Origin of the sequence: Streptomyces sp. NPDC019443, from assembly GCF_044389785.1 — a bacterium.
GTDB lineage: Bacteria > Actinomycetota > Actinomycetes > Streptomycetales > Streptomycetaceae > Streptomyces.
Map to the genome: position 1 here is coordinate 485,004 of NZ_JBIRYJ010000003.1, position 19,965 is coordinate 504,968.

The 19,965-nt window shown below is 70.1% G+C and carries 19 protein-coding genes and 2 pseudogenes; 11 read left to right on the plus strand and 10 right to left on the minus strand.

The genetic code is table 11. The features are described from left to right. Positions 1–42: 42 nt before the first annotated feature. Positions 43–1,329 carry a peptide ligase PGM1-related protein gene (locus ACH492_RS12590; RefSeq protein ID WP_398985577.1) on the plus strand — a complete coding sequence of 429 codons (1,287 nt, stop codon included), beginning with the start codon at positions 43–45 and terminating at the stop codon, positions 1,327–1,329. A gap of 65 nt (positions 1,330–1,394) precedes the next feature. Here ACH492_RS12590 and ACH492_RS12595 read toward each other — a convergent pair whose 3' ends face one another. The 3 genes from ACH492_RS12595 to ACH492_RS12605 form a co-directional block, all read right to left on the minus strand. Further along, positions 1,395–1,604: a CDGSH iron-sulfur domain-containing protein gene (locus ACH492_RS12595; protein ID WP_398985579.1), complete on the minus strand. Its 210-nt coding sequence runs from the start codon at positions 1,602–1,604 to the stop codon at positions 1,395–1,397. Continuing rightward, positions 1,585–2,274 (minus strand): HemK2/MTQ2 family protein methyltransferase, encoded by a 690-nt coding sequence (locus tag ACH492_RS12600; RefSeq protein ID WP_398985581.1) that lies wholly within the window; start codon positions 2,272–2,274, stop codon positions 1,585–1,587. The genes ACH492_RS12595 and ACH492_RS12600 overlap by 20 nt, the downstream gene beginning before the upstream one ends. Positions 2,275–2,410: 136 nt before the next feature. After that, positions 2,411–2,602, minus strand: a complete 192-nt coding sequence (locus ACH492_RS12605) for a DUF6381 family protein (protein ID WP_398985583.1) — start codon at positions 2,600–2,602, stop codon at positions 2,411–2,413. A gap of 174 nt (positions 2,603–2,776) precedes the next feature. Between ACH492_RS12605 and ACH492_RS12610 the strand changes: the two genes are divergently transcribed. The 5 genes from ACH492_RS12610 (at position 2,777) to ACH492_RS12630 (ending at position 7,867) form a co-directional block, all read left to right on the plus strand. After that, entirely contained in the window at positions 2,777–3,343 is a 567-nt protein-coding gene (locus tag ACH492_RS12610) for a TetR/AcrR family transcriptional regulator (protein WP_398985585.1), read from the plus strand. Between the two features lie 102 nt (positions 3,344–3,445). Beyond that, positions 3,446–4,996, plus strand: a complete 1,551-nt coding sequence (locus tag ACH492_RS12615; RefSeq protein ID WP_398985587.1) for an MFS transporter — start codon at positions 3,446–3,448, stop codon at positions 4,994–4,996. Between the two features lie 32 nt (positions 4,997–5,028). Beyond that, entirely contained in the window at positions 5,029–5,475 is a 447-nt protein-coding gene (locus ACH492_RS12620; RefSeq protein ID WP_398985589.1) for an SRPBCC family protein, read from the plus strand. Positions 5,476–5,592: 117 nt separating this feature from the next. Next, positions 5,593–6,957 carry a carotenoid oxygenase family protein gene (locus ACH492_RS12625; RefSeq protein ID WP_398985591.1) on the plus strand — a complete coding sequence of 455 codons (1,365 nt, stop codon included), beginning with the start codon at positions 5,593–5,595 and terminating at the stop codon, positions 6,955–6,957. 457 nt (positions 6,958–7,414) lie between these two features. Further along, positions 7,415–7,867 (plus strand): YbhB/YbcL family Raf kinase inhibitor-like protein, encoded by a 453-nt coding sequence (locus ACH492_RS12630; protein WP_398985593.1) that lies wholly within the window; start codon positions 7,415–7,417, stop codon positions 7,865–7,867. 33 nt (positions 7,868–7,900) lie between these two features. On the opposite strand, the gene ACH492_RS12635 is transcribed toward ACH492_RS12630, so the two are convergent. From ACH492_RS12635 to ACH492_RS12660, 6 genes and pseudogenes are all read right to left on the minus strand, one after another. Further along, entirely contained in the window at positions 7,901–8,491 is a 591-nt protein-coding gene (locus ACH492_RS12635) for a GTP-binding protein (protein WP_398985595.1), read from the minus strand. Next, positions 8,478–8,792: a DUF742 domain-containing protein gene (locus ACH492_RS12640; protein ID WP_398985597.1), complete on the minus strand. Its 315-nt coding sequence runs from the start codon at positions 8,790–8,792 to the stop codon at positions 8,478–8,480. Before ACH492_RS12640 ends, ACH492_RS12635 begins: the two co-directional genes overlap by 14 nt. A 50-nt stretch (positions 8,793–8,842) precedes the next feature. Beyond that, on the minus strand, positions 8,843–9,247 hold the full coding sequence (locus tag ACH492_RS12645) for a roadblock/LC7 domain-containing protein (RefSeq protein ID WP_307665060.1): 405 nt from the start codon (positions 9,245–9,247) through the stop codon (positions 8,843–8,845). Continuing rightward, positions 9,244–11,499 (minus strand): nitrate- and nitrite sensing domain-containing protein, encoded by a 2,256-nt coding sequence (locus ACH492_RS12650; protein WP_398985599.1) that lies wholly within the window; start codon positions 11,497–11,499, stop codon positions 9,244–9,246. Before ACH492_RS12650 ends, ACH492_RS12645 begins: the two co-directional genes overlap by 4 nt. Positions 11,500–11,731: 232 nt before the next feature. Next, positions 11,732–12,012 (minus strand): annotated as a pseudogene (locus ACH492_RS12655) (molybdopterin-dependent oxidoreductase); the annotation flags it as partial. Between the two features lie 15 nt (positions 12,013–12,027). Beyond that, complete coding sequence (locus ACH492_RS12660; RefSeq protein WP_398985601.1) at positions 12,028–12,510, minus strand: MarR family winged helix-turn-helix transcriptional regulator; 483 nt, start codon at positions 12,508–12,510, stop codon at positions 12,028–12,030. Positions 12,511–12,671: 161 nt separating this feature from the next. Here ACH492_RS12660 and pcaH point away from each other — a divergent pair, with 161 nt between their 5' ends. The 4 genes and pseudogenes from pcaH to pcaD all read left to right on the plus strand — a co-directional run. Next, positions 12,672–13,433, plus strand: a complete 762-nt coding sequence (gene pcaH / locus ACH492_RS12665) for a protocatechuate 3,4-dioxygenase subunit beta (RefSeq protein WP_398985603.1) — start codon at positions 12,672–12,674, stop codon at positions 13,431–13,433. After that, complete coding sequence (gene pcaG / locus ACH492_RS12670) at positions 13,433–13,984, plus strand: protocatechuate 3,4-dioxygenase subunit alpha (RefSeq protein WP_398985605.1); 552 nt, start codon at positions 13,433–13,435, stop codon at positions 13,982–13,984. The genes pcaH and pcaG overlap by 1 nt, the downstream gene beginning before the upstream one ends. A 5-nt stretch (positions 13,985–13,989) precedes the next feature. Continuing rightward, positions 13,990–15,327, plus strand: coding sequence for a 3-carboxy-cis,cis-muconate cycloisomerase (gene pcaB / locus ACH492_RS12675; protein ID WP_398985606.1), 1,338 nt, complete (start codon positions 13,990–13,992; stop codon positions 15,325–15,327). Beyond that, positions 15,324–16,070, plus strand: a pseudogene (gene pcaD / locus ACH492_RS12680) (3-oxoadipate enol-lactonase); the annotation flags it as partial. The gene pcaB and the pseudogene pcaD, both read left to right, overlap by 4 nt. On the opposite strand, the gene ACH492_RS12685 reads toward pcaD, so the two are convergent. Further along, complete coding sequence (locus ACH492_RS12685) at positions 16,069–18,672, minus strand: AMP-binding protein (RefSeq protein ID WP_398985607.1); 2,604 nt, start codon at positions 18,670–18,672, stop codon at positions 16,069–16,071. The pseudogene pcaD and the gene ACH492_RS12685 sit on opposite strands and share 2 nt — an antisense overlap. Before the next feature lie 271 nt (positions 18,673–18,943). Between ACH492_RS12685 and ACH492_RS12690 the strand changes: the two genes are divergently transcribed. After that, positions 18,944–19,963 (plus strand): iron ABC transporter substrate-binding protein, encoded by a 1,020-nt coding sequence (locus ACH492_RS12690; RefSeq protein ID WP_398985609.1) that lies wholly within the window; start codon positions 18,944–18,946, stop codon positions 19,961–19,963. Positions 19,964–19,965: the final 2 nt, after the last annotated feature.

Genomic DNA, 19,965 nt, shown 5'->3' on the forward strand with positions numbered 1-19,965 from the left:
CCGAGCTGTCGCACACCGGCGCAACGGGACACGATGTGAAACGTGGAGCACCGCGAGCCGTGGATCATCTACGCCAACTTTCTGTCCGAGGTGGCCGTCGATCTGGCGTCCCACGAGGTGCTGGAGCAGTGGGCGGCACAGGCACCGCGCAAGATCTGGCTGGCGCGCCCCGGTGATGTGCTGGTCTCCCCCGTGCCGCTCGGCCGGGACTTCCGGCGTTACGCGGGAGAGCTGCTGGGCGTGCCGTACGACTCCGTGGCCGTGGTGACCGTACCGGCGACGCCGGGTGTGCCGATGGCGGAGGCGGTACGCCGGGCCGGGCTCATGGACGAGCTCCGGGCGCTGATCGCCGGGCGGGAGGGTGCCAGACTGCTGCCCACCGCACTGGACGTCCCTTCGGTCGCACTCGCCGCGGAGCTGGAGGTGCCGGTAGTCCCGTACGGGCCCGGCGGAGTGGGCACGAGTGCACTGGACGTGACGTCCCGGCTCAATACGAAGTCCGGCTTCCGCGCGGTCGCCCGTGATCTGGGGATGAGGCTGCCGCCCGGGCAGGTCTGCCGACGCGATCGGCTGACGCGGACGGTGGCTGAACTGCTGGCGCGGCACGAGCGGGTGGTGGTCAAGCCCGACCGCTCCGCCGGTGGTCACGGGGTGCGGTTCGTCTCTCGTATTGAGCACGCCGACCCGTCGTGGGAGCGGGACTGGCCGGCCTGCCTCGTTGGTGTCGACGGGGACTGGGTGGTCGAGCAGTGTCTCGACGTGGCCCGGTCGGTCAGCGTCCAGCTGGAGGCGTGCCGCAGCAGGCCCCGGCCTATGTTCAGCGGTGAGATGCGCACGTCCGGCGGGTCTTTCACCGGCTACGTATCACCTCTCCAAGACATGGCGGAGGACGCCGCGAAGGAGCTGGAGCAGTGGGGCCTGGCGCTCGGGCGCTACCTGGCTCGGCAGGGGTACGCCGGCCCGTACGGACTGGACGCGGTCCTCGCCCCGGACGGCAGGCTGTACGCCACTGAGAGCAACGTCCGCCGGACGGCCACCACCACCCCGCACGTCATGGCCGGCCGCCTCGGCCGCGCCGCCGGGCTGAGCTCCCCCGCATGGCTGATCGCGAACGGGCGGTCCAGAGCGGCGTACGGATTCGCCGACGCCGTGAAACTCCTGCGGGCGGCAGGGCTGGACTGGAATCCGGCCCGCAGGGAGGGGGTGATCCTGTACGCCGACGCTCCCGCGGACGGCGTGTCCTGGCGGTATGCGGTGATCGGTGCCGATCCGGCCAGGACGGCGGAGATCGAGGCGCGGCTGACGCGGGAGATGGAGCTGCTCCCGTAGCGAAGGACTGTTCCTCGGGTTCGAGCTCATCGAGTTCGAGTTCATCGAGTTCGAGTTCATCGAGTTCATCGACAACCCTTGTCCCGACGTCGGTGGCTGGTGTCGCACCAGGGGTACGACCGGCTGCGGCGGCATGTGCACAGCGCCACGGTGAAGCGGTCCGACGTCACGCTGCTCCCGTCCTCGAGCAACACCTCGACTGGGCCTTCCACGAGCACCGGGCCGTCCTTCGTCACAGTGATGCGACGCGGCCGTTCACTGGGGCCGGCAGGCACGGATGATCACCAGCTCTTCCTTCTCCTGGCCGGGAGCGATAAGCCCCTGCTCCTCCAGCCACGCCGTCCGGGAGCGCATGACCGGCCCGAACGGTATCCAGCGCCGGTCGGTCACCGCTGTTCCGAGGCCGGCCAGCGCGAGGCGCTCCAGCGTGGACTCCACACCGCACACTGCGGAGTGCACCAGCAGCAGCGCTCCGCCCGGCCGCAGCAGGGCGGCAGCACCGGCACATATCCGGTCCACCAGGGCCCGGCCGTCGCGGCCCGCGTCCCAGGCGCGTGCCGGTCCGCCGCGCGGCGAGTGGCCCCCGGGGGCGGGCACGTAGGGCGGGTTCGTCACGATGAGGTCGAATCGGCGGCCTGCGGCGGGAGTCAGCAGATCACCATGGAGCACTTCGACGTTGAGTTGGGCGAGGGCCGCGTTGAGCCTGGTGGCCAGCACGGCCCGCCATGCCGTGTCGACGGCGGTCACCCGGGCCCCGCGGCGCGCGGCGGCAAGGGCAAGCGCTCCGCCGCCCGTCCCGACGTCGAGTACGTCCGCGCCGGGTCGGAGCGGTTCCCGGTCCAGGGCTTCGGCCAGCAGAAAGGTGTCTTCCTGCGGCGGGTACACACCAGGCGGCACTACCAGCGGGCCGCCGGCGTCGCCTGTGTCACGAGGCAGAGTCGTCATGGACCCCGGGTGCCCCATAAGCCGGAAAGATCACAGGGTGGGAGCATTTCGTTACTGATGCCGCGTACAGATACCTATGCCACGCGCCGATGGCCTGCCCTCGACGCGAGGGCGGGCCATCGGCAGGACAGACCAGTCAGGCAGGAGGGAACTCGTCCCGGTCGCCGCCCGCGTCCTGCTGCCGGCTCTGTCCCTGCAGTCGCCGAGCCTTCTCCTGAAGCCTCTGTCGCTCCTGCGGGTCGCTCGCGCGCTCCGCGGCTTCGGACAGTTGCTTGGCCTTGTCGCGCATCTGCTGCGCTCGGCCGCCAGATTCGCCTGCGACGCTCATGGGTGACTCCTTGCTCGGAGGGAAAGCGGGCAGATTCAGCGAAACAGGGACCCGCCACGCTCGCACGTCGAACCGTCACCGCGTGTTACACCCAGCCCCTTGCCTTGCGCGGTCCGACCCCTCTGGCCACCCTGAGTCCTTGACGCCCAAAAGTGTGAGTGGTTAAGTACTCACATGCAATCCGAACGCCGCCGTCAACTGTCCACCGCCGAAGAGCGCCGCGACACGGTACTGCGCACCGCCATCGGAGCCTTCGCGTCGAAGGGGTACTACGGCACGACGACCTCCGAGGTGGCCAGGGCCGCAGGCATCTCCCAGGCGTACGTCTACCGGCTCTTCCCCAGCAAGGAGTCCCTGTTCGTCGCGGTCGTCGAGCACTGCTTCGTTCGGGTGCGGGAGAGCCTGGAGGTCGGCGCCGCCGGCGCCAAGGGCGGTTCGCCCGAGGCCGTCCTCTCCGCGATGGGCGATGCCTACGCCCGGCTGATCAGCGACAACGACCTCCTGCTTGTGCAGATGCACGCCCAGGCGGCCGCGGTCTCCGAGGTGGCGGTCCGGGACGCCGTGCGGGCGGGGTACGCCCGCCTGGTGGAGTACGTCCGCGGGGCCTCCGGGGGCGAGGACCGGCAGATCCAGGAGTTCTTCGCCACCGGCATGCTGTGCCACCTGCTGGTGTCGATGGACGCGGAGAAGGTGGACGCCCCCTGGACGCGCACCCTCACGGCGGGCATCCGGCACTTCTGACAGCGCAACCCGGCAGGGCGTCGGCCCGCACCGCGCACGGACCGACGCCTCGCCTTTTTTCTGAACCAATGAATGAGTGGTCAACCACACACAGGAGTCCGCATGCCCAGCACACCGAACGGCGCCGCCGACGGGTCCGGTGCGCCGCCCTCGTCCGCCGCATCCGACGGCCGCCCCGCAGGCCGTCCCGGGGCCACCCTGGCCGTTCTGGCCGCTGCGCAGTTCGCGGTCGTGCTCAGCACGTCCATAGTCAACGTCGCCCTTCCCTCGGTCCGCGACAGCGTCGGTCTGTCCGACGCAGGCCTGTCCTGGGTCGTCAACTCCTACGGGCTCACCTTCGGAGCGCTGCTGCTCCTCGGCGGACGGGCCGCCGACCTCGTTGGCGGGCGCCGGATCCTCCTCGCGGGCCTCGCGCTCTTCGCCGCCGCGTCGCTGGGAGCGGGCCTGTCCACCGCCCCGTGGACGCTGATCGCCGCCCGTGCCGCGCAGGGCGTCGGTGCCGCCGCCGTGGCACCCGCCGCACTCTCCCTGGTCATGCGGCACTTTCCGCCCGGCCCACGCCGCGGCAGGGCGCTCGGGGTGTGGGGCGCGGTCTCCGGCGCGGGCGGCGCCGCCGGAGTCCTGCTGGGCGGGGTACTCACCGAGACGCTGGGCTGGCCCTGGGTCTTCCACGCATCCGCGCTCGCAGCGGCCGTGGTCCTCGCCGCGACCATGGTGCTCGTGCCCGCCGACCCGGTTCCCGGCCGCGGCCCCCGGCGCCTCGACCTCACCGGAGCGGTCACCGTCACGACCGGTCTCGTCGCCCTCGTCTACGGCCTCACGACCGCCGGCCGCTCCGGCTGGAGCGATCCCTGGGTCCTGGGCAGCATGACGGCCGCCGCCGTCCTGCTCGCGCTCTTCGTCCTGGTCGAGCGGCGCCACCCCGCACCCCTGCTGCCGCCGCGCCTGCTCACGACGGGCTCGGTAGGTCCGGCCAATCTCGTCATGGCACTCCTGGGCGCCGTCTGGGTCGGACTGTTCTTCTTCCTTCCCCTCTATCAGCAACAGGTGCTCGGCCACGGGCCGCTGCAGGCGGGACTTTCGCAACTACCGCTGGCGGCGGCGAACATGGCCGGGTCGTCCCTGGCACCACGGCTCGCCCGCCGGCTGGGACCGGCCGTCACCCTCGCCGCGGGGCTGTTGGCCCAGGTTGCCGGACTGCTGTGGCTGGCCCGTATCTCCGCGACCGGAACCTTCGCCGCCGCTGTGCTCGGTCCCATCGTTGTCATCGGCCTCGGCCTGGGCATTGCCTTCGTACAGCTCACCGGTGCCGCCGTCACCGGCGTCCAGTCCGCCGACACGGGCCTCGCCAGCGGCCTGGTCAACACCACCCGGCAGGTCGGCGGAGCGCTGGGGCTGGCCGCGCTCGGCACCCTCGCCGCATCCCGTACCGCCGCATTCGAGCACCACTACTCCCATGCGGCGGCCCTCACCGAGGGCTACCGGGCAGCGTTCCTCGCCTCGGCGGCCGTCGTCGCCGCCGGGGCCGCCCTGACCCCTCTCCTGGCGCGCCGTCACCCGGCGCCGCCGTCCACCGAGCCGCCTCCGGCTCCGGCTCCCGACCCCGGTCCACCGGGCAACAGCGCCGCGCGGACCACACCCACCACCCGCTGAACCAGCCAGGAATTCCCGAAGGAGATCACGACATGAACACCGACATCACCGTCGACGAGGGCGCCCCCGTCGTCGTACGGCTCTCGATCACCGTCAACGCCCCGCTCGCCACCGTCTGGGCGGTGCACACGGACATCGACTCCTGGGCCGACTGGAACCCGGACATCGAGCGGGCCGAGCTCGACGGCCCGCTCGCCCCCGCCGTCAGTTTCCGGTGGCTCACCCACGGCCTCGACATCACCTCCACGGTCCGTCAGATCGTGCCCCGCCGGCGCATCGTCTGGGGAGGCCCGTCGCAGGGCATTGACGGAGTCCACGTATGGACCTTCAAGGAGACGGACGGCGTGGTCACCGTCCACACCGAGGAGTCCTGGAGCGGAGCTCCGGTCGAGGCCCAGCCCGCGCAGCTCCGGCAGGCGCTCGAACAGTCCCTGGAGTCGTGGCTGAGCCACCTGAAGACCGAGGCCGAGCGCCGCTAGCGGCATTGCGGCGGCGGGGAGCCGTCCCGCTCCCCGCCGCCCTCCGCGAGAGGTCACCACGACTACCCACTCACCCAAGTCGGTCCCCAAGCACAACGCGTAGGAGAGGACACCAGCATGAGCACGAACAAGCCCTACCTGACCGGGCACTACACCCCCGTCGCCGACGAGATCACGGCGACGGAACTCACCGTCGAGGGCAGCCTGCCGCCCGAGCTGACAGGCCGGCTGATCCGCAACAGCCACAACCCGAAGCCCGGAATCACCCCCACCCACTGGTTCAAGGGCAGCGGCATGGTGCACGGCATCCGGCTGCGTGACGGCCGCGCCGAGTGGTACCGCAACCGCTGGGTGCACACTCCCGCCTTTGACGGCGCGCCGTATATGACGGACCGGGGCCCCGACCTGACCGCCAGCACCGCGGGCACGCATGTCATCGAGCACGGCGGCCGACTGCTCGCGCTGTGCGAGTCGGCGCTCCCCTTCGAGCTGACGGCCGATCTGGAGACCGTGGGCGCATTCGACTTCGGCGGGAAGCTGACCACGGCGATGACCGCGCATCCCAAGGAGGACCCGGTCACCGGTGAGCTGCACTTCTTCGCGTCCTCACCGTTCCCGCCGTTCCTGGTCCACCATGTGGCCTCCCCGAAGGGTGACGTCCTGCAGAGCCAGGAGGTCCCTGGAGCCGGCGCCGCGCTGAAGCACGACTTCGCCATCACCGAGCACTACGTCGTGTTCCTGGAGGGGTCGGTGACCTTCGACCCGGCCGAGCACTCGGGCATCCCGTACAGCTGGAGCGACGAGCAGCAGTCCCGCATCGGCATCATGCCGCGGGGCGTCGGCGGCGCGAGCAGGATCCGCTGGTTCGAGATCGGTCAGGGGTACGGGATGCACTTCGCCAACGCCTACGAGGACGCGTACGGACGGATCGTCGTCGAGGGCCCGTGCGTGGGCCGCACCGGCTGGCAGCGCTCCTGGAACTGGTGGGTGGGCGCCCCGGACCGCGGTGCCGAGCCCAACTCCGGCTCCCGCCAGCGGCGTTGGACGGTCGACCTGGCGGCGGGCAACGTCAAGGAAGAGGTCACAGACGACCTGACGGTGGAGTTCCCGACCATCAACGAGGACGTCCTCGGCCGGGAGCACCGCTACCAGTACGCGCTCTCCTTCCCGGACGACCTGGGTATCGGCAACCACGCCCTCGTCAAGTACGACCGGTCGACCGGAGCCCGCCAACTGCTGCCCGTGGGAACGGGACAGCTTCCCAGCGAGGCCGTGTTCGTCCCGGCCGCGGACGCGACCGACGAGGACGCCGGCTATCTGCTGACCATCGTCAGCGACCTGAACCAGGACGCCTCGAGGATGCTCGTCCTGGACGCATCCGATCTGTCCGTCCCGCCGATCGCCACCATCCACCTGCCGCGTCGGGTGCCGGCCATGATCCACGGCTCCTGGATCCCGGACGCCGCCGACGCCGCGGCTTGACAGGAACCGAAGCCGAAGCCGGAGCCGGGTGCCGGGCACTGACTGCCTGGCGCCCGGCCTCGTACAAACAGAACTGGCGAGAGGCTGTACTGGATGTCTCCGGTACGGCCTCTTGCCTGCGGATCGCGCCAGCCGTTTCCGTCCTTGCCGACCGTCGCGGTCGCGAGGCTCCGCACCCGGCCCAGCCGCAGCACGCCGTTGAGGGTCATCGGCTGGGTGTCGGCCATGGCTGACGCACCGCTCAGCCGCCGCACCGGATCCACCGCCGCGTTCGCGAGCGCGGTGGTCTCCCCCGACGCGGCGTCCTGCCCCAGGCGCGTCCGCGCCTGCGCGCATCGGCTGTAGCCCGTCCGGCCGGAGACGATGCCGCGCAGGGTGCGGCGGGCCCCCTCGGCCGATCGAGTGTTCTGCCGACCGGACCGGTGCCTTCCGTGCCCATCCGGGTACAGCGGCGCACATGACCCGAATCGAGATCACAAGCACGGCGTTCAGCGACCACGAGGCGATCCCCCGCCGCTACAGCGGGGAAGGGGACGATGTTTCGCCTCCCTTGACCTGGTCCGGGGTGCCGGACGGAACGGCCGAGCTGGTCCTGCTCTGCGAGGACCCCGACGCCCCGAGTGGGACGTTCCTGCACTGGCTGGTCACCGGTATCGCGCCGGAGAGTCCGGGGGTGGAGGAGGGCGGGACACCTCCCGGCGGCCGCGAGTGGCCCAACGGCTTCGGACGAGTGGGCTGGGGCGGGCCGATGCCTCCACCGGGGCACGGGGCGCACCGCTACTTCTTCCGGCTGTTTGCCGTGTCCGAGCCGCTGCCCCTGCACGGCCATGTGTCGTCCGACTCCGTGCATCAGGCCCTGAACGGGCGGGAGTTGGCCGCCGGCACACTGGTGGGCACGTATCAGCGCTGACGCGTCCACGCTGATGCGCTGCGGCCTCTTCGTTCAGACGGGCGCAGAGGTCTCTGCCTTGGCGATGAGCATGTCGAGAAGCGACAGCAGGGTGTCACGGGCGTCCTGACGGGAGCGGGCGTCGAGCATGAGGATGGGCGTGTTCGGGTCACGCAGATGCAGCGCCGCCCCGATCTCCTCGGCGGTGTACGGCTGCTCGCCGTTGAAGCAGTTCGCCCCGACCACGAACGGAAGCCCGCGGTTCTCGAAGAAGTCGACGGCCGGGAAGCTGCGGTCCAGGCGCCGGGTGTCGACCAGCACGATCGCTCCGAGAGCCCCGTTCAGCAGGTCGTCCCACATGAACCAGAAGCGCTCCTGGCCCGGCGTACCGAACAGATAGAGGACGACTCCGGCGTCGGTGAGGGTGATTCGGCCGAAGTCCATCGCGACGGTGGTCACCGTCTTGGACTCGATGCCGTCGAGGTCGTCGACGCCGACCCCCGCGGCCGTCAGCCGCTCCTCCGTACGCAGCGGCTCGATCTCGGAGACCGTCTCGACCAGCGTCGTCTTACCGACGCCGAATCCCCCGGCGATCAGGATCTTGACGGGGGCAGCTTCCTGGGCAGGGGAGTCATATTCGGGCAAGGCTGTCCCTGATTCTCATGAGCAGGTGGACATTGGTGGTCTCGGCCTCCGCCAGGGGCGGCCGGTGGTGGATCAGCCCGCGGTCCGCGAGTTCGCCGAGAAGGACCGTCATCGGAGTGAGGCGCATGTGCATCCGGGCCGCGATCTCGGCGACCGCCCGCCCATCCGGCGCCGGGCACATGGAGAGAATGGCCTGCCACTCGGTGGGCAGGCCGCCGTGGGCGTCCGCGGCGACCACGGCCGTGATCGTGGTGTCCATGGTCAGGACGGTGTGCGGAGCGGCGGTACGGCCATCGGTCATGGCGTACAGCCGCGTCCGGCGGCGGCCTCCGTGCTGCGGATCGTCCGCCATTACGACGTGGGCGCCTGGGTGCGCTCAGGTGTGCCCAGCCACTCACCGAGCGCCTGCGCGGTCCGCACCGCCTCGCCGCCCAACTCCCCGAGCCGTGCCTTGCGGGAGGTCACGACGATGAGCGTGCTGCCCTCCCCGCATCCGACGATGCAGAGATACCTGTCGTCCATCTCGACCAGCTGGCGGATCACCCGGCCACCGCCGACCTCCCTCGATATCGCCTTCATCGTGGCCGCGATTCCGGAGGACGCCGCGGCTATACGCTCCGCCTGCGGCCGTTCCAGCAGGTAGGCGCTGAGCTTGATCCCGTCGTTGGACAGGAGCACGGCGCCCTGGACGCCGGCGATCCTGCTCAGATTGTTGTCCAGGATGCTGTAGATCATGTCGTTCGATGTCGTCGTCATGGCTGATCCTGTCGGAGCTCTGCTTCTACTGTCTGGGTTCCGTGTTCGTAGTCCGCCCAGGCGTCGGCCACCTCTTCAGGTGTCGCCGCGTTCTGACCGACCACTGGTTCCGGTTCGCGTGGCTCGCGGAGTTGCTCGGCGATATGGGTCTGCGGGACGCGCTCGGGCAGGGCAGGCCGGGAGTCGCCGTCCAGCGCCACGGGCCGAACCGGCTGCATGCTCTCCTGCGACCGCTCATGCGTCCGACGGCTCGGCAGCCCGGACCGCGAATGCAGGACCAGTTCGGGCTTGCGTTCATCGATGCGGCGCGGTGCGGGGAGAGGCTTGGTGGGGACAGGCTGAGGGGGGACGGGCGGCACCAGCTTGCGTGGCTGTTCCCGCTCGGTCGGCACGAGTAGCTCCTTGGGAATGATCACTATGGCCGACGTCCCGCCGTATACCGACCTGCGCAGCGTGACCGTGGCCCGGAGTTGCTCGGCGAGGTGGCCGACCACGAAGAGACCCAGCCTGTGTGCGTTCTCCGCCAGGACGGCGTACGGCGGGGCCGAGTGCAGCCGCCCGTTCATCTCCTCGTAGCTCGCGGGGCTCACTCGCGGACCGCGGTCCTCGATCTCGACCGACAGACCGTCAGCCACCAAGTCGGCCCGGATGACGACCTTCGACCTCGGCGGTGAGAACCGGGTGGCATTGTCCAGCAGCTCGGCCAGGAGGTGGCTGATCTGGCTGATCACGCGCGGTTCCACGCTGATCTCGTCCAGGGCCTGCCGCTCGATCCGCCGGAAGTCCTCGACTTCCGCGGCGGCCTCGCGCAGCAGGTCGGCGACGCGCATGGGCTCGGTGTGCGGGTCAGGGATCTCACCGCCCGCCAGGATGAGCAGGTTCTCGATCTGCCGCCGCATGCCCACCGTCAGCTGGTCGGACCTCATCAACTGGGCGAGGAGCGCTTCGTCGTGGCCGAAGGTGTCCTGGAGGTCTTCGGTGAGGCTCAACTGGCGGCTGACCAGGTTTCCGGTGCGTGAGGCGATGCCCGCGGCGAACATACCGAAGCCGTGACGCTCGTCCGCGAGCTGCCTGTGCCCGTCGACGGAAACGGCAACGACCCGGGCGAACGCATCGCTGATACGTCCGACCTCGTCCTGATCCCCCCTCGGCCTGGGCAGCCTGTCGGCATCGACGGGCTGACCATGCTGCAGACGCGCCACGACGTCCGGCAGCGTCTCCTCGGCGATGGTCACCGTGCGTTCGTGCAGACCGCGCAGGCGGCGGAGCACCGTGCGCGTGGTGAACACGACGACGCCTGCGACGATCAGCAGTGCCCCGCCGCTCCCCGCGACCAGCCAGGCGACCTCCGCCTCGAGCTCTGCCGCCTTGGCGTCGGCGTGTGCGAGCAGTCCCCGCGCCCGCTCGGCGTTCAGCGTGCCCCACTGCGCCGCCCACTTCTCATGCGCGGCCGGCCAGCCGCCGATCTCCCTGGGCAGCTTCACACGGAGGCCGACGTCCGTGTGCTCGGACACGACCACCTGCTCGATGCGTCTCTTGGTCTGCCACGCGTCCGAGCCGTTGATCTGCGCGTAGAGCTCGCTCCCGTCGCCGGACAGATAGGGCACGATCCATATGTCGTACAGATAGCTGTGGGCTCCGACGGCGTTGACGAAGTCGGCGAACCTGGAGGTGCTCAGCTCCCTGGACGGCCCGGCCTGCGCGAGGATCGTGTCCTCCTGCGCCAGGATCTCCGACGCCGAGAACATGGCCACGACCACGCGGCTCTCCTGGGAGAGCTCGCCGTCTTCGACGTGGCTGAACTCGTCCTGGTAGAAGCGGATCATCTGGGTGATCACGCTGGTGTAGTAGGCGATCGAACTGTCGGCGATACCGCTGCGGGCGTCCACGCGTTCGCGGTAGGCGTCCAGGTCGTCGAGGCCTTTCCTCACCTCCAGGAGGCGACGGTCCGCCTGCTCGGATCCCGTCGCGGCGGTGGCGGACGACCGGCGGAATTCGGCCGCGGCCTGGTCCGTTGCCGTGCGCCGGTTGCGCAGGTCCTTCTCGGACACGGAAGAGCCCGCCCACCGCGCAGCCGTCAGCGCCCGCTCGGCCTGCATCTCGACCATGAGCTTGTACAGGGGTATGCCGATCCGCTCACCGGCCGCCACATCGGCGCGCAGTTGCTTCGACTGCTCCAGCAATCGGTCGGCGGTCACACCCACTTGGACACCCATCGCCACGGTGGGGACCACCGCCAGCCAGATGAGCAAGGTACGCAGGCGCAGGGTACGCCGCCGACGAATTCTCGACAGGTTTCGTTGGCCTTCCGGCGCTTTGGGTGACATCAGTCCTCGGGGCGGGGAGAGCGGGGACGCGAGGGATGCAGATCATAACCAGCCACGCCGAGAAAAAGAGAGGTTGTCGCAGTGATCGATGCATGGTAATGGCGTCAGGGGGTGTCGCAGACCAGAGGCTGTATCGAAGTTCAACCGAGGAGCCGTCGATCGCCGAGTCGAACATGTTGGGGATGCGCAAGCCCGGCTCCGACTGGAGGGTCCTCCCCCACAGCGTCTCGAAGACCGTACGTACCGCGTCGTCCGACACATGCCGGTAGCCCGGCAGTTCGTGCGGGAAGGAGCCCATGTCGCACGAGCCCTGCACGTTGTTCTGCCCGCGCAGCGGGTTCACGCCGACGCCGTCGCGGCCGATGTTGCCGGTGGCCATGGCGAGGTTGGCCATGCCATCACCATCGTCGAGCCCTGGCTGTGTTCGGTGACCCCGAGGCCGTCTGTACACGTTCATGGACGTGCCGCGCGCGATTGCGTCGCACCGAGGGACTCGGCGGGATTGCGCAGCTCTTCGGCGGCCTCCGCGACGCGCCGCATCAGCTGGAGGAAGAGCGTCTGCTCCTCCGGGGCGAGCGGGGCGAGGAATACCTGGTTCATCCGGGCCGTACGCAGCGAGACCTTGCGATGTGTACGGACCCCCTCGTCCGTGACCCGGAGCAGAAAGCGCCGGCCGTCCTGGGGGTCTCGCACCTTGTGCAGCAGGCCGCGCCGGTCCAGCCTGCTGATCACCTCGGCGATGGTCGAGCGGTCCAGGCCGACCCGCTCCCCCACCGTACGCTGGTCCAGGCCCGGGTCGGCGACCAGGGCGTTGAGGACGGCGAACTGGGGCGAGGTGGTCTCCTCGGAGACCATCGTGTTCCACAGCAGATGGTGGGCCTGCTGGAGGCGCCGTGCCAGGTGTCCTGGATGGCTGCTCAGGTCGACCGCAGACACGGCACCGTCCTCTCCTACGCACTGCTCTTTCATCGATTCTCGGTCTCTTCGACTGCCAGTGTACTGAGGGTATTGACCGGCCAGGTTCAGGGCAGCTAGCTTCTCACCCATAGGTCAATGCTCAGTACACTGACTAATTATGCGAACGGAAAGGTCGGCTAGTGACCTCCGAGCCCCTGCCCGACGGCCTGAGCCAGCGTGACATCGACGACGAGATCGCCGAGGTGCGGGCCGCCGCGACCGGCGGGCACCACCCGCCGCGTGACTACCCGCCGTACCGCAGCAGCCACTTGCGCCATCCGCACCGGCCGCCGGCACCCATGCGGGACCCCGAGGCCGTCGAGCTGTCCGGGCCCGCCTTCGGCGTCACCGACGTCACCGACCTGGACCGCGATCTGACCCGGCAGCACCTGGGCGAGCCGCTCGGAGAGCGGATCACCGTCACCGGCCGCATCCTCGACCGCACCGGCCGGCCGGTGCGCGGCCAGCTCGTCGAGCTGTGGCAGGCCAACGCCTCCGGGAGGTACGCGCATCAACTCGATCAGCACCCGGCGCCGCTCGACCCGAACTTCACCGGATTCGGGCGCTGCCTCACCGACGACGAGGGCCGCTACGGCTTTACGACGATCAAGCCCGGCGCCTACCCGTGGCGCAACCACGTGAACGCATGGCGCCCGGCCCACATCCACTTCTCGCTCTTCGGGACCGCGTTCACCCAGCGTCTGGTCACGCAGATGTACTTCCCCGGCGACCCGCTCTTCGGGTACGACCCGGTACTGCAGTCCGTCACCGACAGCGGTGCCCGCGAGCGTCTCGTGGCCGCTTACGACCACGATCTGTCCGTCCCCGAGTGGTCACTCGGATACCGCTGGGACATCGTCCTGGACGGCCCGTCCGCCACCTGGACCGAGGAAGGCCACTGATGTCCACGCCGCCCACGCCTTCGCAGACCGTCGGCCCGTTCTACGGATACGCCCTGCCGTTCACCGGCGGCGGCGAGGTCGCCCCCGCAGGCCACCCCGACACCATCACCCTGCACGGCCATGTGTTCGACGGTGCCGGAAACCCCGTACCGGACGCGCTCGTCGAGACCTGGCAGCCCGCTCCGGACGGCTCCCGCACGGGACGGACGGGATCGCTGCGCCACGACCCTGTCACCGGCCGGGTCGTCGGCCGCGACGGTGTGGGCTTCACCGGTTTCGGCCGGGTGCCGACGGACGCCGATGGTCACTGGGCCGTCCGTACACTTCCGCCCGGCGGAGTCCCGTACATCTGCGTCGCCGTTTTCGCCCGCGGCCTGCTGCACCACCTGTACACGCGCGCCTATCTGCAGGACGCGCCCGGGGACGCACTCCTCGACTCACTCGAGCCGGCCCGGCGGGCAACGCTGATCGCCCACTTGGGACCGCACGGCACGTACCGCTTCGACGTCCGCCTGCAGGGCGACGGCGAAACGGTCTTCCTGGAGTTCTGATTCCGATGACGTACGCGAGCGACGACGGACTGCTGGCCCCCGGGCGGGCGGGCTCCCCCGCCGAGTCCGCCACCTCCGACGCCGCGTTCCTCCAGGCGATGCTCGATGCCGAGGCGGCGCTCACTCGCGCGCAGGCAGCGTGCGGGCTCGCGCCCGAGGAAGCGGCCCGGGAGGTGACTTCGGCGGCGGACGCGGCCCACTTCGACGTACGGGACATGGCTCTGCGCGCCCGCTCCGGCGGCAATCCGGTGATCCCGCTGGTCGGGGACCTGACCGCCGCGGTACCGCATGAGGCGGCCGAGTACGTCCACCGGGGAGCCACCAGTCAGGACATCCTCGACACGGCAGCCATGCTGGTCGCCTCGCGGACGCTGTCCCTCATCCTCGACGACCTCGGACGGACCTCCGGCGCGCTGGAGCGGCTGGCCCGGGAGCACCGCGACACGGTGATGCCTGGCCGCACTCTCACCCAGCACGCCGTGCCGACCACCTTCGGGCTGAAGGCGGCCGGCTGGCGGTCACTGGTGCTGGACGCGCGCGACCGGCTCGCTGCTGTGCGGGAGTCCCTGCCCGCCCAGCTCGGCGGCGCGGCAGGCACATTGGCGGCCTTCAGCGCCTGGGCGAAACCCGGCGAGGAGGTGGGAGCACGGCTGGTGGCGGCGTACGCGCAGGAGACCGGGCTCAGGGAGCCAACGCTGCCCTGGCACACCCTGCGCACTCCGGTCGCCGACCTCGCGGGCGCCCTCGCTTTCACGGCGGGGGCACTGGGCAAGGCCGCGGTCGATGTGCTCACCCTCTCCCGCACCGAGATCGGTGAGGTGAGCGAGGGCCGTGGCGGTGGCTCATCCGCAATGCCGCACAAGGCCAACCCGGTACGCGCCACGCTCGTCGCCGCGGCCGCGCGACGGGCTCCCGCCCTCGCCTCCGTGCTGTACGGCTCGATGGCGGCCGAGGACGAGCGGCCGGCCGGCGCCTGGCACGCCGAGTGGGAGCCGCTGCGCGACCTGCTGCGGCTCATCGGGGGCGCCGCCCGGGATGCCGCCGAACTCTCCGAAGGCCTGCGGGTCCATCCAGATCAGATGCGCGAACACCTCGATCTCACCGACGGGTTGATCGGCTCGGAGCGCCTGGCCGCGGTCCTCGGCGCTCGTCTGGGCCGGGCCCGCGCGAAGGAGCTCCTGACCACCGCCGCCGAGCGGGCCCGTGCGAAAGGCGAAAGCCTCACGGATGTCCTCGGCGAAGTCCCGGGCCTGGTCGGGCTCCTGCCGGCCGAACTCACCGACCCCGCCCGCTACACCGGATCCGCCGGTACCCTCACAGACCACGCACTGGAACGCCGATGAACGACAGGTTGCTGCACCATCGTTGTGAAGGCCCCGCCACCGCTCCCCCGCTCCTGCTCGGCCCGTCCCTCGGTACCTCCACGGCCTTGTGGGACGCCGTCGCGCCCGAGCTCTCCGCCGGACACCGGGTCGTACGGTGGGACCTGCCCGGCCACGGCGGCTCCCTCGCGGACCTGATCGGCCCCGGAGCGACAGTCGCCGACCTCTCCGGACTCGTACTCGACCTGGCCGACTCGCTGGGCGTCGACCGCTTCTCGTACGCCGGAGTCTCACTCGGCGGAGCCGTCGGCCTGTGGCTCGCCGCCCACCACCCCCAGCGGATCGACCGACTCGCCGTGGTCTGCTCCTCGGCGCACTTCGGTGACGCCGCGCCGTGGCGCGAGCGGGCAGCGCTGGTACGTCGCGAAGGCACGGACCCGATCGCCCGGACGGCTGCCGCACGCTGGTTCACTCCCGGCTTCACGGTGCCCGGCCTGTTGGACGACCTGCGGCACACTGACGCGGTGGCGTACGCGGCCTGTTGCGACGCCCTGGCCACCTACGACGTGCGCGATGTGCTGCCGTCGATCACCGCCCCGACGCTGGTGATCGCGGGCCGGGAAGACCCGGCCACCCCGCCCGTTCATGCCCGGGAGATCAGCGACGCCGTCCCCGGCGCCACACTCAACGAACTCGCGCACGCCTCCCACCTCGCGCCCGCCGAGCGCCCGGATGCCGTACTCGCCGCCCTGCGCGCCCACTTCACGGTCGCGGGACCGAGCCCATGCTCCCCCGCCGTGAACGGAGCTTGATCCACCGCTCTCGTGGGAACGGCCGCCACCGCATCACCCTCGTCGCCAAGGCGGCGTATGCGATGCCGACGAGGAGTGAGGCGATCAACGACACCACCGCGAACTGGTCGTCCAGTCGCGGGAAGACCTGCCAGTGCGTCACGTAAATGTAGAGAGAGCTGCCGGCCAGTACGCCTGCCACCCGGTTGACGGAGGCCAGACTCGGCAGATTCCGTACCCACACCAGGAGTGCGAGGCCGGCGATGATGACCGCCTCGCGGGCGGGCTGCCCGAAGAATCCCGGAACCGTCGCCATGGCTGCGACCGTCACCAGCAGCCGCTGCCGCACAGTGACCGCCTTCGCGGCGGCCCACCCCATGGCGAAGAGCCAGAAGACGGTGACCGCCAGCGGAATGTGGCCGCGGGCATCGAGGCCGAAGAGGTCGTAGCGCCCGATCAGCCCGAGCGTCATCAGAGCCGCGGGAACGGCGAAGGGGAAGCGCCTCTCGGTGCGGTCCACGAGCGGTATGGCGAGCACGGCGGCGACGGCCGCCAGTATGTAGACCAGGGCTTCGATGAACCAGAAGCCGGTGTGCGCTCCGAGGAGGCTGGTGAGCAGCAGGACATCGGTGAGCCGGTAGTCGTCGGTGACCAGCAGCATCAGTGCGAGCCAGGCAACGCTCGGCGCGGCGATCCGTGTGATGCTCCGCCCGAGGTTCCGCAGTCGCTCGCGGCGGTCGGCCGAAGTGAGGTGGAAGCGGGCGAAGTTGTACCCGGCCACTCCCAGCAGCACATGGGCGCCGCCCTTGACCATGAAGAGATGGATGTGCGAGCCGACGATCAGCACGATGGCGACGGCGCGCAGGGCGACCCCGGTCTCCAGGGTGCGGCGGCGGGTTTTCGGCCGGTCCTCGGCCGGCTGCCCCGACGGCTTCCTGAGCTCACGGATCGGGAGCGTGTGCCAGTTGTCGGGCAGATGGCCGAGCGCCTCCTCGAGGTTCAGTGACATCTCGACGTACGACAGCGAGTCGCCGCCCAGGCCGACGAAGCTGCTGTCCTCCGTGACCTGGTCCCGGTCGAGAATCTCCGCGTACAGCCGGCACAGGTCGACTGGTCCGGTGGGCGTCGTCCGCCGGGCCGCCACGGACTTCGCCGCGTCTGCGGAGGCCTCGGGCCGGGTCAGTTCGCGTATGGCCCGGTAGTCGGCCTTTCCCGTGGCGAGCCGGGGCAGTTCGGTGAGGACTCGGACACGCACGGCGCGAGCCGGCAGGCCGCATTCGCCGGTCACCATCCGCCGCACGCTCGCCGCGTCGACAGCGTCCGGATCGCCCGAGACGGCGACCACCAACTCGTCGTCGTCACCAGTGCAGAAGGAGGTGATGCCATGCCTCTCGAGCATCGCCTCGACCTGTTGCGGATCGATCCGCAGGCCGAGGATCTTCGCGAACCGGCTTCGCCGCCCGAGGATTTCGTACAGTCCGTCGGGAGTACGCCGGGCGATGTCACCGGTGTGCAGCTCGTCGATTGACCGGCCGAGCCCGAGGTCGTCAGGGCTTTCGGCGTAGCCGAGCATGACGTTGGGGCCCGCGTACACCAGCTCGCCGGTGTCCTGGCCGGGCCAGTCCGGCAGCGGCTGCAACCGGAAGGAGCCGCCGGGGATCGCGACACCGGCCGCCTCGGGATGGGTGTGAGCGAGGTCCGGTGGCAGGTACGCCATGCGGGCCGTCGCCTCGGTCTGGCCGTACATGACGAACAGGTCCCAGCCGGCGGCCCGGCCCAGGGCCGCGTAGTGCGCGACCCGGTCGGGCGCCAGCCGCCCGCCCGCCTGGGTGACGTAACGCAGATGCGGCAGCTCCATCGTGGCGAAGCCGACCCGGTCGAGCAGGTCGAAGGTGTAGGGGACCCCGGCCAGTGTCGAACCTCGGCCGGTCCGGAACAGCTCCCAGAAGCAGGCGTCGGCGACCGAGAGGTCGGTGAGGATCAGGCCGGCGCCGCGCAGCAGATGGCTGTGGATGACGGAGAGGCCGTAGCAGTAGTGCATGGGCAGGGTCGTGGCCGCGCGGTCGCTGTCACGGATGCCCAGGTATCCCGCGATGGATTCCGCGTTGGCCTGCAGGTTCTCGTGCGACAGGCGGACGAGTTTGGCTGATCCCGTGGAGCCTGACGTGCTGAGCAGCAGCGCGAGGTCCGGGTGCAGGGTGTGCGCTGAGACCGCGCGTCGCTCGTCGAGCACCCATGCGCCGCCGTCAGGGCGTGCCACGACATCCGGGTTGTACGCGTCGGTCAGCGACTGCACGGCTCCGGCATGGTCGCCCGGCACCAGCAGGACGGGGTGCCCCCCGGCCAGCGCCGCCAGGTGGACAACGAGAGCGTCGAGCGTGTTGGCGCCGACTAGGAGGACAAGGCGCCGTTCCGGGCCGAGGCGGCGTGCGGTCTCGGCCACCCGTGCGGCGAGCTCACGGTAGGACACCGGGCCGTCGGCAGTGATGACCGCCGTGCGGTCGCCGTGGGCCGCGAGACTGCGGGCGAACGGGACGGTCTTGGTGCCTGGGAGCAGGCCGGAAGGCGCTATCACGAGGGCATCTTAGGAAAGCCTTACTTTATTTGATAGTCACAGCGCAGTCACAGCTGATCCACTGAAGATCCACAGAACGGCCGCCGGTAGGGTCGGCTTCGCCGTCCGGTCGCCCACCGCGTACCTGTTGTGTACGTCACCCTTGACGATAGGTTAGCTTTACCTTATTTATAGGGCGTTCAAAGGTTCCTCCGCGGCACCGCTACGCCGCTCGCTCCCTGACGACGCGACGTGCGGCGACGGAAGTGAGCCACGCAGGAAGGCTTCTCTCATGCGACGCCCCTTGGTCCGACGTCTGACCGCGCTCCTCGCGGCAGCCCTGCTGCTGCCCGCACTCGCGAGCTGCGGCAACGAGGAAGACGACGCCGGGCTCATCATCTACTCCGGCCGCAACGAGAAGCTGGTCAAACCGCTGCTGGACGAGCTGGAGAAGGCGGTCGGCACCAAGGTCGCTGTCCGCTACGGCGACAGCGCCGAGCTGGCTGCCCAAATCCTGGAGGAGGGCGACAAGACCAAGGCCGGGCTGTTCTTCTCCCAGGACGCCGGAGCCCTTGGAGCCCTCTCCACGAAGGGCCGACTGCAGAAGTTGCCGCAAACGTCGCTGGACCAGGTCGACGCGGCGTTCCGCGGCGGCGCGGGCGACTGGGTGGGCACCTCCGGGCGCGTGCGCGTCCTCGCGTACAACCCCGGCAAGGTCACCAAAGTGCCGGACAGCGTCCACGAGCTGACCAAGCCGGAGTGGAAGGGCAAGATCGGATACGTCCCGACCAACGCCTCCTTCCAGGCCTTCGTCACCGGCATGCGCGTCCTGGAGGGCGACGAAGCCACCCGCACCTGGCTGAAGGGCCTGAAGGCCAACGATCCGAAGGTGTACGAGAACAACCTCAAGGTGCTGGACGCAGTCGGGGAGGGAGAGGTCTCCCTCGGCCTGGTCAACCACTACTACTGGTACGAGCAGGTCGCCGAGAAGGGCGAGGACAAGGTGGGCGCAAAGATCCACTTCCTGCCGGGCGGCGACCCGGGCGCCCTCGTGAACGCGGCCGGAGTCGGCATCCTCAAGGGCAGCGACCAGGCCCCCGTGGCCCAGAAGGCCGTCGACTTCCTGCTCTCGAAGAAGGCGCAGACCTACTTCGCCGAGGACACCAAGGAGTACCCGCTGGCCGCCGGCGTCACCAGCACGGTCAAGGACCTGCCGCCGATGGACTCCCTCGACGCCCCCAAGATCGACCTCGGCAAGCTCGAATCGCTGCAGGAGACCCTGAAGATGCTGCAGGATGCCGGGATGGTCTGAGC